The sequence below is a fragment of the Chryseobacterium piperi genome (assembly GCF_002285635.2).
Classification (GTDB): Bacteria; Bacteroidota; Bacteroidia; order Flavobacteriales; family Weeksellaceae; genus Chryseobacterium; species Chryseobacterium piperi.
This window is the reverse complement of the sequence record NZ_CP023049.2, coordinates 1037747-1050704: the sequence shown is the minus strand read 5'-3', so window position 1 is coordinate 1050704 and position 12958 is coordinate 1037747. Positions and strand designations below refer to the sequence as shown.

Annotated in this window: 9 protein-coding genes and 1 pseudogene; 9 read left to right on the top strand and 1 reads right to left on the bottom strand. The window is 34.6% G+C overall.

Annotated elements, in window-relative coordinates; translation table 11 throughout:
- Positions 1-144 precede the first annotated feature (144 nt).
- Positions 145-1029 carry a dihydrodipicolinate synthase family protein gene (locus CJF12_RS04595; RefSeq protein ID WP_034687990.1) on the top strand — a complete coding sequence of 295 codons (885 nt, stop codon included), beginning with the start codon at positions 145-147 and terminating at the stop codon, positions 1027-1029.
- A gap of 4 nt (positions 1030-1033) precedes the next feature.
- Entirely contained in the window at positions 1034-1267 is a 234-nt protein-coding gene (locus CJF12_RS04590; RefSeq protein WP_034687970.1) for a thioredoxin, read from the top strand.
- Positions 1268-1447: 180 nt separating this feature from the next.
- Here CJF12_RS04590 and CJF12_RS04585 read toward each other — a convergent pair whose 3' ends face one another.
- Positions 1448-1954: a pyridoxamine 5'-phosphate oxidase family protein gene (locus CJF12_RS04585; protein WP_034687968.1), complete on the bottom strand. Its 507-nt coding sequence runs from the start codon at positions 1952-1954 to the stop codon at positions 1448-1450.
- Between the two features lie 525 nt (positions 1955-2479).
- Between CJF12_RS04585 and CJF12_RS04580 the strand changes: the two genes are divergently transcribed.
- The 7 genes and pseudogenes from CJF12_RS04580 to CJF12_RS04550 all read left to right on the top strand — a co-directional run bounded on the left by CJF12_RS04580 (position 2480) and on the right by CJF12_RS04550 (position 12919).
- Positions 2480-4165: a T9SS type A sorting domain-containing protein gene (locus CJF12_RS04580; RefSeq protein WP_099668547.1), complete on the top strand. Its 1686-nt coding sequence runs from the start codon at positions 2480-2482 to the stop codon at positions 4163-4165.
- 4 nt (positions 4166-4169) lie between these two features.
- A complete protein-coding gene (locus CJF12_RS04575) occupies positions 4170-7241 on the top strand; it encodes a hypothetical protein (RefSeq protein WP_131329607.1) in 3072 nt (1023 codons plus the stop codon).
- 6 nt (positions 7242-7247) lie between these two features.
- Positions 7248-10664 carry a DUF6443 domain-containing protein gene (locus CJF12_RS04570; protein ID WP_099668546.1) on the top strand — a complete coding sequence of 1139 codons (3417 nt, stop codon included), beginning with the start codon at positions 7248-7250 and terminating at the stop codon, positions 10662-10664.
- Between the two features lie 4 nt (positions 10665-10668).
- Complete coding sequence (locus CJF12_RS04565) at positions 10669-11157, top strand: hypothetical protein (protein WP_034688381.1); 489 nt, start codon at positions 10669-10671, stop codon at positions 11155-11157.
- A 15-nt stretch (positions 11158-11172) separates the two neighbouring features.
- Positions 11173-11361 (top strand): annotated as a pseudogene (locus CJF12_RS20480) (RHS repeat-associated core domain-containing protein); the annotation flags it as partial.
- 773 nt (positions 11362-12134) lie between these two features.
- Complete coding sequence (locus CJF12_RS04555; protein ID WP_034682514.1) at positions 12135-12524, top strand: hypothetical protein; 390 nt, start codon at positions 12135-12137, stop codon at positions 12522-12524.
- Between the two features lie 215 nt (positions 12525-12739).
- Positions 12740-12919 (top strand): hypothetical protein, encoded by a 180-nt coding sequence (locus tag CJF12_RS04550; RefSeq protein ID WP_095591016.1) that lies wholly within the window; start codon positions 12740-12742, stop codon positions 12917-12919.
- The last annotated feature ends 39 nt before the right edge of the window (positions 12920-12958 follow it).

The window sequence follows — 12958 nt, the reverse complement described above, 5'->3', positions numbered from 1 at the left end:
ACAAAAGTTGGTTCATTTCAGAGATGAAATTATTTATACTGTGGATTGAGTAATTAAAAGCCACAAAAAGTACTTCAAAAATAGTTTTGACAGGATCTCAAAACAGATGTTGATCAGATCCTATTACAATTTAAAATGATTTATATGAAAAATGTTCCATTTAAAGGGATTATTGCTTATCCCATTACTCCTTTTGATGCCAATGAAAAGGTAGATATTCCATTGTTTAAAAAGCTTGTCGAAAGATTAGTGATATCAGGCAATCATGGTATTGCTCCACTGGGAAGCACAGGTGTTTTGCCTTATTTATCCGATGAAGAAAAAGAGGCTATTACTGAAGCAACTATACAACAGGTAAAGGGAAGAATTCCGACATTGGTAGGGGTATCTAATCTCACAACTGAAAAAACAGTATATCATGCCCAATTTGCTGAAAAATCAGGTGCTGATGCTGTGATGATCATTCCCATGACCTATTGGAAGCTCACCGATGATGAAATTGTTACCCATTATGATACGGTCGCCCGTAAAATTTCAATTCCTATCATGGCTTATAACAATCCTGCAACAGGTGGGGTAGATATGTCACCAGCTCTTTTGAAAAGATTATTGGAAATTCCTAATGTCACGATGATCAAAGAAAGTACGGGTGATATTCAGAGAATGCATTATTTAAGAAAAGAATTGGGAGAAGATGTTGCTTTCTACAATGGTTCAAATCCATTAGCATTGGCAGCTTTTGCAGCAGGAGCAAGGGGATGGTGTACAGCAGCACCTAATCTAATCCCGGAATTAAATATTGGATTATATCAGGCCATCGAAAATAATCAGCTCAGAGAAGCTCAGGATATTTTCTATCAACAGGTTGAATTATTAAAATTCATCGTAGCTAAAGGCTTACCAAGAGCCGTTAAAGCAGGTCTGAATATTCTGGGGGAAGAAGGCGGAAACTTAAGAAGCCCTTTGAAACCTTTGCAGGAAAAAGAAATTGAAGAATTAAAAATTATTATTAAAAACCTTAAAAAATAATACAATGACAAAATCCGTTTTTTATCATGCAGGATGTCCGGTATGCGTCAGTGCAGAGGAAGATATCATCAGCCTTATCGGTGAAGAAAATGTAGAACGTATTCACCTTGGAGAAGACAGAAGTAAAATTGAAGCTGCAGAAAGAGCAGGGGTACAGTCTGTACCTGCATTAGTGACTCCTAATGGAAATGTATTGCATATTAATTTTGGAGCTTCTCTTGAAGATGTAAAAAAATAAGTAAAAATGGCTTTCAATGAATAGGAGCCCTTATTCCAAACCAGGCTTTAGCCTCCAATGACCTGCCGGTTTAAGATTCCAACTAAAGCTATTTTGGAAAAAAATTCATGAAACAAGATGCAAAGCCATTTTAAATATTTATAAAAAACAGGCAGCCTGAAAAGGTTGCCTGTTTTTTATTTATACTTTGGCGTTACCTTCGACGCCATCAGCATTATTTGTTTTAATTCCTGTAACCGCTGATGCCACAAAACTCAATAAGCTCACTAATTTTCCTGCTTTGGTATCCCAATAGTAGGTTTCCTTAGGTTCTACCCTGATAATAGAAACATTCGGATCATCTTTTCCGTCAAACCAGGCCTTGGCCATAGCAGACCATTTTTCTTCTATGGTAGCTTTATCTTTATACACAGAAGCAGTTCCATATACTGAAAGGTATTGTGAATCTCCATTATTCATAAAGAACAATTGTACTCTGCGGTCTTCTTTAATTTCAAAATTTTTATTGCTGGTCTCACTGCTGATAAACCACAGATTTCCACTATCATCTGTTTCCTGCAACGCCATAGGACGAGAAGTAACAGGCAAAGTTTCCAGATCCGTACAGAACATACAGATTTTAGCATTAGTAGAAAGTTCCTGGATTTTTTTAATAGCCTCAAGATGAGTCAGATTTTGTGTTGACATAATATAATATTTTTAAGTGATTGGTTTATTAAAAAGAATAAATGATTATTATTCTTAATTAATGCTTCAAAAACCTGACCAAAATTGGCTTATTTCTTCTCTTTCAAAATCATCTAAAAATATAAACTTAAAGTAAAAAAGCTGAATTTCTATGTTTCTATACCATATTGAGTAAATTCAGAAGCATAAAAAGTGACCAATAACACATTTTATGCTATGAATCTAGTGTTTTTAAAGGTATATATTTCGTTAAAAAACAATTATTTATTAATAAAATTAATTTAATATTATTTTTTTATTATCTATCAATACCACTCACTATATTCTATTTAGTTATGTATTTTATATATAACTGATTGATTATATATTTATTTTATATAAAATCATTTTAATTAAGAAATTTAGTCACAATTAAATTATCTAAAAATTCTTTAGAAGGTGAAATATTTACCATAATTCTTTTGATATTATTAGTCGAATCTTTTAGATTAGCAGCCATAATAAAAAAATACAAAAGCGTTATAGATGAAGAAACTCTACTTAAGTGCATTTTCGATATGTACTATTCTGAGCATTTCTGCTCAGGAAACACTCTGGCAGAAAAATATCAAGTCCTCTACCCAGGATTTTTTGAGCCAGGTAACCACTACTATTGATCAGCAATATTTAATTACAGGAAGTAGTATTCAGGCTGGAAGCCAGAAGATGGGAGCTGGAAGTACTACCGGGCAGAATAACGGGTACGATTTTCATTTGGTGAAGCTCAATCAACAGGGAGAGCAGATTTGGGAAAAATACTTCTCAGGAAGCAACCATGACTATCTATCTGCAACGGTGAATACCCAAGAAGGAGGAGCGCTTCTAGCAGGAACCTCATATTCAGGTAAGGGTCTTGATAAAAAAGAAGATTCCAAAGGAGGTAGCGATATCTGGTTGATAAGAATCAACGAGTTTGGAGATGAATTATGGCAGAAAACGTTAGGGACAATTGCTGATGAAGAAGCCAGATCTGTTATTCAAACCACGGATTTAGGATTCTTTGTAGCCGGTAATGTACAAAATGCCTCTAAAGGTTATGGCTCCAAAGATGTGTGGATCATCAGGCTTGATAAAGACGGAAAAGAAATTTCACAACTGATTTTAGGTGCGAGAGGACTAGATGAAGTAGAGAAAATGATTCCTACAAAAGATGGAGGTGTGTTGGTAGGGATTTACTCACGCAGCGAAGCTGTGAATATGAGTAATCAGCAATCAGTAATGAGTAATGAAAAAGAGACGATCTCCAATTCAAAAGCTGATCGTTCTACTATTACTAATCACTCATTACCCATTACTTATCAATCCAAAACCACTGAGAATTTCGGAGAAGGTGATTACTGGATCGTAAAGTTGAGCAAAGATGGAAAAGTTGAATGGGAAAAGAACTTTGGAGGAAAAGGAGATGATCATGTAAGAACCCTTGCTTTAACATCAAACGGATATATGATCGGTGGAGAGTCCAGATCTGAGAGATCAGGAAATAAGACTGTAGGGATTGAAGAAGGAACTGACCTTTGGCTGGTTTCACTAGACGAAAGAGGAAATGAGCAATGGCAGAAATCTTACAATTTTGGAAACAGAGACGTTCTAATGAGTATGAGTACTATTAGTAGCCTCTCAACTAGCAACTCTCAACCAGCAACTAAGGGCATCTTACTCGGAGGTTACACCCAGGCAGAAGGAAGAATAGAATCTAATGATGAAACGTTCTGGATGCTGTATGTAAATCAGGATGGAAATGAACAGTGGAGAAAACATGTTAAAGGAAAGGAGAAGAAAAAAGAGGAAAGACTTTCAGATTTAAAATTAAATAAAGATGGTTCGATCATCCTGGCAGGAACCAGTGCAGATGAGTTAGGAAAGGAGAACTGGAAGATTGTGAAGCTGGGAGATAAACAGCTTGATCAGTTGATTGAAAAACAGGATATCAAGATCTATCCAAATCCTGTATCTGACTTTGCGTATGTGGAGATTGGATTTGAAGGTTTAAAAGCAGGATTGTTTGAGGCTGAGATAACCATATACGATATGAGCGGGAGACAATTACAGAGCATGAAAACGAAGAATAAAGTAACGAAGATTAATACTCAGAACCTGATTCAGGGAGCTTATCTGGTAACTGTAAAAACGGATGGGAATAAAACTGCAAGTACTAAACTGATTAAAAAATAACATGATGAAAAGAAAAATAATATTAGCTTCTACATTGCTTTCTTCCTTATTTAATGGGCAGGTTAATAGTGGAAATCCATATACTCCAACTATTTTTAGTAATAGTCCTATTTCTGCAAGTTTGGGACAGTTTGATCCGATGGGGATAGATTTATTTACAGGACAGCCGTCTATTTCCTTTAATCTATTCAGCTATACCAAAGATAATTACAATTTGAATATTGATCTATCTTACAATTTATCTTCTATAAAGCCAGATATTCCTCCTACCTGGGCTGGTGTAGGATGGAATGTAAATGTAGGGGGTGTTATAACCCGAACAGTGAAAGGAGGAATCGATGAAGTTTTAGTCCATAATGACTCCCCAAGTAACAAATATTCATATTATGATAATTATGGAATGCTGGATGCTGCAGATTGGGCTTCATCATCTAAGTTATATCAATTTATAAATATAAACAAATCTCTTTTTGGGAGTGGAAGAACAGTATATCCATCTCCAGATGAGTTTAATTTCAGTGTCAATGGAATGTCGGGAACATTTTATAAGAATCATAAAGGAGAATGGATAGTAGCATCCGGAGATTTTAAAGATATTAAAATTACAAGTGAACTTGCCTCTGATTTTGAAGTTTATGAAAACGGATTTAAGCCTTTAAACAGTAAGACCCATAGGGTAAAAAGAATTATTTATGGATTTGTTCTTACTGACAAAAAAGGGACTCAATATATTTTTGGTAAAACCCCTGAATCTATTGAATTTTCAGCGACTCCTTATAATAGTAGTACAATTAATTCGTTTAACACTCATTTTATTGCTAATTCCTGGTTCCTGACAAAAGTAATTCTACCTAATAAATTTGAAATTACTTACAATTATGAAAGAGACAATAGAGCGTTTTATAAAGTCTCTCATTCTTTTACTTCAATGTATTATAATATAAACTCAGGGGTATCAGCTAAAAAACAACAAGGTGTATATATAAATCCGGAAAGAACCTTTGTTACCTATCTGAAAAATATTAATGTGAACAATGAATATTCTATTAATTTTTTTAAAACCCCGGCCAATGTAGAAGAATATGACTATTCACCCATTACTACTCAACAGTGGAATGAATCCTTTCAATATAGTCATCACTATGGGGTGGATATCAGGAACGCTAAACATTTTTTCAAGCTTGATAAAATAACTATAGACAAAAGTGCTGTAATAGAGGAAATTAATTTTAATTATTTGGAAGATCCCAATAAAAAATTATACTTAACAGGCTTTAATAAAAACGGACAAATTTATTCTATGGATTATTTTTCAACAGATTTACCAAAGTATAACCAGAGGAAAAATGATCATTGGGGATATTATAATAATAAATCCTTTTTAACTAGTGTACAACCTGGTGACGGACTTTTTTATACACCCAATCAACTAAAAAATGTACTTCCAACTTATAAAGAAACGGATCCTGCTCAATTAACAAAAGGTGTTTTAAAGAGAGTGACTTTCCCAACAAAAGGGTTTAGTGAATTTATTTTCGAACCGCATGATTATACAAAAGTCATCGATGTTAAAACTTCATCTCCATATAATTTTTATATAGAAGATACAGCAAAAAAAATAGCAGGAGGATTACGAATAAAAAGGATAATTACAGATCCCGGAGATGGCCAAAGAATTGTTAAAGACTATTTTTATACTGAGAATGGGGCATTAAATGGAAAGTCTACAGGAGTTTTATCTGGAAAACCGGTTTACTATGAAGAAGATCAGGATAGTAAATCCAGAATTTACAGATTTGCTGATGTACCTATAATTCAAACAAACAATACTAAAGGAAAACATATTGTTTATACTAAAGTCATTGAAAAAGTTTCTGAAAATGGGAATGGGGGAACAACCGAATACAATTTTACCAATAGTGATAACGGGTATATAGACAAGAGTGCAAATGCTTATGTTTTTTCAGCATTCAGTACTAACTCTTTATATAATAATTTGAGATACGTTGGGTTTAATTCCTTAGATTTTGAAAGAGGGAAACCATTAAACATTATTAAAAAGGATAAGAATGGTGCGATTGTACACCAAACTAATTTTAAGTATAATGCTCTTCCCACACGTTTTGATGACAATATCAGAGCATATGATTTTCAAAGTAATGTATATGGTGAGGCGATCACCGATGGTGCTTTTACACGACTGCAGGGAGTAGCAGAGCTAATAAGGCTATCTGCTTATAATATCTACTCTTATCATCCTTATTTAAGTGAAAAAGAAGAGGTTCTTTACCATAATAATGCTCCGGCATTGGTACAAACTACGAAATATTTTTATGGGTCAAACCAACATAATCAAGTGACTCAAACGGAGTTTTTAGATACTACTGGAACTAAGAATACATCTGTATTTAGCTATGCTCACGAGAAAAACAATCCATTGATGATCAGTAAAAATATAGTGGGTATTCCCTTAGAAACAATGACCACTCAAACTATTGGAAATAGTACTAAAACTTTATCAAAAATAGAAACCATCTATCCCAAAACTCAAACTGAAGCCAATACAAAAACATCAGGACTCATATTACCGATGTCTGTACTCTCTTATGATATTTCCAACCTTTCATCACCAGGGACTATCGAAGTTACCTATGATCGATATGATTCCAAAGGAAACATTCAGCAGTATACTACAAAAGCTGGAGTTTCAACAACCATTATCTGGGGATATAATGGAACTCAGCCTATTGCTAAAATAGAAGGTGCCAAGCTATCTGATATTACCCAATCCTTGATCACTACCATTGTCAATGCTTCCAATGATGATGCAGCTGATCCTGCTCAGGAGCCTTCACTGATTATCGCGTTAGATAACTTTAGAAAAAATTCAGGTTTATCCAATTACCAGATCACAACGTATACTTACGACCCTTTAGTAGGAGTAACGAGTATTACGCCTCCATCAGGAATCAGAGAAGTGTATATCTATGACACCGCTAACAGGCTGAAAGAAATAAGACAGGATTCCAAAACAGGAAACTTGGTCAAAGAATTCAAGTACAATTATAAAAACTAACCCCTGATGAAAAAAATAATTATCCCTATAGGAGCCTTGCTGATCGCAGGATTAGCCCATGCCCAATTAAGCCCGACTGAAAATTACGTTTATTCTAAAACATATCTTGATTATAATGCCAGTAATCAGCCTACCAAAACTGCAGAAACGGTAGAATATTTTGATGGTTTAGGGAGACCTAAACAAATTATTAATATCAAAGCCTCACCTTTAAGAAGAGATGTGGTTACCCATATTGAATATGACGGCTTTGGAAGACAGGTCAAAGACTTTCTTCCTGTTCCCCAGGCTCAAAGCACCAATGGAGCTGTTGTTTCCAATCCTTTAGCTAATGCCACCCAGACCAGCATCTATGGCCAGGAAAAGATCTTTGCAGAAAAGACCCTGGAAAATTCTCCTCTGGATAGAATACTGGAACAGAAACAGGTGGGTAATGCCTGGAACACAAAACCGGTAAAGTTTGACTATGGAACCAATACGGCTACAGAGGTCAGAAAATATGTGACCACCACCACTTTCATAGAAGGAAGAACGAATTCTGTCTTAAAAGTGGCTGCCAATGATGCGAACTCTGCAAGTGGATTTTATAAAGCCAATCAACTGTATAAGAACTCAGTAAAGGATGAAGATGGCAATGAAACCATAGAGTTTAAAAATGGCCAGGGTCAAACTGTCTTAGTCAGAAAAGTAGTAGGAGCCGGTCAGAATGCAGATACCTATTATATCTATAATGAATATAATCAATTGGCTTTTGTCCTTCCGCCCGAAGGATCAAATGCTGCTAAAAGCTTAGGTGTAGGGGTTCAGTTTTTAGATGGGTTTTTGATTAATCACTGTTACCAGTATCATTATGATGGGAAAAACAGGCTAGTACAAAAGAAACTTCCGGGTAAAGAATGGGAACATATGGTGTATGATAAAGCTGACCGTCTTATTATGACTCAAGATGCAGAAATGCGTAAGACCAATAAATGGCTGATCACTAAATATGATCAGTTGGGAAGAGTTGCCTATACTGGAATTTTAACTGGGAACAATAGAATGGATAGGCAGACTCAGGCAGGAAATTTAGCTATTATTGAATCAAGGGAATCTGGTGGATTTATCCGCAATGGAATGCGTATCTATTATAGTAACAGCCACTTCTCTAATATAGAGACGGTTTTGAGTGTGAATTACTACGATACCTATCCTCCGGGATCTCCTGCAGTAACCAATGTTTTTAATCATCAGCTTTTAGCTGATAACCCTTCACAGGATCGTTCCACCAAAGGATTACCTTTAGCCTCGTACATTAAAAATATAGAAGATGATGCCTGGACCCGAAACTTCACCTGGTATAATTCCAAAGGTCAGGTAATGGGAAGCAGAAGCATTAATCATTTAGGAGGATATACCATTCTTAACCATCAGCTTGATTTTTCTGGCACACCTCTTAGAACCAGTACTTACCATAAAAGGTTGGCTGGTGATGCCGAAAGACAGATACACGAATATTTCACGTATGACCATCAGAACAGACTTCTGATGCATCGACATAAAGTAGGGCCTAATCCTCTTGAGATTTTAGCCCAGAATAAATACAATGAGCTTTCCCAGTTGGAAAATAAGAAAGTGGGTGGAGTTAGTGCTGCTGCACCACTTCAGCAGGTAGATTATCAATACAATATCCGAGGCTGGGTGACTCATATGAATGATCCTGCTAACCTGGGAACTGATTTGTTTGGGTATAAAATGAAGTACAATCAGGTAGAAGGATTACAAACGCCAAATGTTAGCTTTTCTAATCTGAAGGTACTCCCTAAGTTTAATGGAAATATTGCTGAAGTCGACTGGAAGTCGGCATCTTCTCCTAATGATAATTTAAGAAGATATGGGTATGTATATGATGGTTTAAATAGATTACTGGCAGGGTTCTATCAAAGAGATGCCAATCCATCGGCAAGAGAATATTTTGAAAAGATGGATTATGATTTGAGCGGAAACATTATCAATCTCAAAAGATCAGCTAATATACAATCTGGAAATACCGCAGCATTAATTGATGATCTTACCTATTCTTACAATGGAAGTAGACTTAATACAATTACAGATGCAACCCAAAGCTCTTTAGGGTATCCGGCAGGCGGAGGAGCAACCATTAGCTATGATCAAAATGGGAATATGACGAGTCATCCTGATAAAAAAATTAATGAAATCTCTTATAATTATTTAAACTTACCGAATAGCTTTAAGATATTGGGTGAAGGGAGATTCAGACCTAGTTATAATTATACTTACAGATCAGATGGGGTGAAAGTAAAAAAGAATTCTATCCCGGGACTTACAATCGATATTCAAACCGATTATCTGGATGGGTTTCAATATGAAGATAATGTTTTACAATTTGTTCCAACCTCAGAGGGCTATTATGATTTTGTAAAAAATAAGTATATTTACCACTATACGGATCATTTAGGAAATGTGAGATTAAGTTATACCAGAAACAATACAAGCTTAGAAATTATTGAAGAGAATAACTACTACCCATTTGGATTAAAGCATGAGGGATATAATCCCTTGAATGGAAATTCTGCTTATCAATACAAATACAACGGTAAAGAATTACAAACTGAAACCGGAATGTATGATTATGGGGCTAGATTTTACATGCCAGATATAGGACGTTGGGGAGTTGTGGATCCGAAGGCTGAATTAATGCGTAGGTGGTCTCCATATAATTATGCATTTGATAATCCAATTCGATTTATCGATCCGGATGGAAGAGCACCTCTTACTGATTTTTACAATTTGAGTGGAAAAAAAATTGGTACAGATGGAGTGAATAACGGAGTAAGAGTCGTAGTTACAGATAATAAGGAGGCGAGATCTATTTCTAAAATAAAAGGGAATGTTGATACAAGCTCTGTAAAATCAGGAGCGACATTACCAAGTACAGCCGTATTAAAAGAAAGCTTAAATGTTTTAGATAGAACAATAAACAATGGTGGTAAAAAAGAAGAAAGTTCTATCGTAATGAAAGATGGTTCTGTTTTACGAGGTACACAAGGCCCAGAAGTACAATATGGAAAGGATGCTTATGCAAGTGCTACGTTACCTGATCTACCAACAGGAAAAACAACAGCAGATGCAGCAGCATCCATACACTCTCATCCCACTAAAACGGAAGTTGTGGGAGAAAAAGTTTATAGTGGTAATGCTCAAGAGCCTTCAGCTACAGATACAACAACCTTTGCTCAATATGACACCAATGTTATTGTTGGGCCTTTAGGCTATTCTACGGGACAATCTGGTGTCAATACTTCTACAGGAAAGATGGAAACAACAACCAATGCTAATCCAAATGGGATTGTTATTTATAATAGTTCATATCCTGAACCATTAAAACTTGAAACTAAAGCTGTTAAACGAATTTTAGAATAATAATATGAATAAATTGATTTATATGTTTTTGATGTGTATAAGTTTCTATACTTATGCTCAAAATAGAAATGCCAATATTATAATATTGGTTGATGGAGAAATAATAAAATATACATATGTTAAAATAGGTTTAGAAAATGGTGAAATAATAAAGGGTACTATACAGCCTGGAAAACTTCAACTTAAGGAATCTGATTATAAAGTATTAGAAGGTAGTCAAATCAAATCTTTTCAATTTACATACTCTAGTAGCTGTAAAGGAGAATCAGAATCAAAAACTTACGAAATAGATGATTTTAAATTAAGCTGGTTAGATCAGCCATATGTTATTATTTATGTTTATAATACGGATAATAATAAGTATAAAAAGATTTATAATCCTTTACCAGGAAAGAGCTATACATATGACTATGAAATCCCAGGAGGAACAATGAAAAGAGTTCAAAAGTCTTTTACAAAAGATCAGAAGAAATGTCAATATAACAATAAATAAGCTTTTTAGATAACCTCCTTGAATTACAAGTATAACGGCAAGGAGCTGCAAGAGACCGGGATGTATGATTATGGAGCAAGATTCTATATGCCTGACTTGGGAAGATGGGGCGTGGTGGATCCGCTGGCGGAGAAAATGACAAGACATAGTCCTTATAACTATGCTTTTAATAATCCTTTGAGATTTATTGACCCTGATGGAAGGCAAGGAACGGATTGGGTACACAATAGACAAACAAATAGTGTTTATTGGAATGAAAATGCAACAAGCCAAGCAACAGCAAGAGAAAATGAAACTTATTTAGGTAAATCTGGGACATATACAACGGAGAATGGGTCTACAACTGCCTTAAATTCTGATGGTTCATATACCAATAACTCTTTATTGGGAGGAATGGGGATAATGAATAATTTAGATCCTTTAATTCAAGCAGGTGATTCCGCATCAGCAATGAGTGTCGCTGCTTTTGGTACTCCTGATAATGGTTCGTATATAAGAGAAACTCCTGCATCCAATTCAACGGAAGCAGCAATGGGAAATCCATCGGGGCAGTTAGCTGTTGCGGGTCTATATGGATTGCAAGGAGCAGCTGCAGAAATTGGATTTTCTAAGGCATTAGGAGCAGTAGCAAAAGTTGCAACTACTTCAGATGGGTTCTTATTTGGAAGTATTAATATGAAAGCTCCTTTTGATATTCCTGCTCAAAGATTTGGGCAAATGTCTATTGGGAAGAGTGATTTCTGGGGTGTAAGAGTTGGAACTAGTGAATTTGCAAATAGAACAGTAGTGGCAATAAAGCAAGAGTGGAATCCTTTAACTCAATATACATCTGGTATAGTTCCTAAAGGAACTCCAATTAAAATAGGAATAGTTGGACCTCAAGGTGGAGGATTTTATACAGGAGGCTCTATCCAGTTTTTGACAGAATCTAAAAGTGTAGTAAATCAAGCAACTAAAATTATTCCTCGTTAAAAATTATGAAACTTGAAACCCCAATAAGTTTTAGACTAAAAATAAATCTTCCAAATAAAAAAGAAGTTTTATATCACGATCTATACGAAATTTGTCAAGGTTGTCCGGAAGTTGGAAAATTGTCTATTGATGGAAATCTGATAAAAAGAGAAATATTTGGAGGTCCGTTATTATATGAGAATGGATTTATTTATATTCCTTGTTTTAGAAAAAAATGGTTTAACTCTGGATTTTATTTGGTCAAAATAAATACTTCTACATTAGAATTTACTGTAATATCAGATATGTATCAAATAATAGATTTAATAAAAATCGAGAATGATAGTATTTATTTTTATGATAACTTAGAACAAAGTGAGATTAGAGAAATCTCTTTAAAAAAAATTACTCATTAATATTTCAAAAATGAAAAACTTATTGTTTTTTTTGACTTTAATATTAAGTTTAATGTTGAATGCACAAGAAATTAAACTTAATGATTTTAAGCTTATTGCTTATGATATTGAAGCCAAAAACGTTTCAATTTTATCATATTCAACATTGGATAAAAACGGAAAATTGAATGTCTATTTAAAAAGACACAAGGATACTGTTTTTTATTCCTCCTTTTATGAGCTCTAGCTTCAATGATATTATAGATTTACTTAAGGAAAAAGTATATAAACAAGATGATTCCGCAAGAATATCAGAATTTGAAATTAATTTTGATCAAATTAAGAATGATATTCAAAAACAAAATGAGATAGATAATTATTTACCAGAAAAATCTCTTCCTCCAATTAGAAAATAAAATTACAAACAAAAACCCACTGCAATTGTAGTGGGTTTT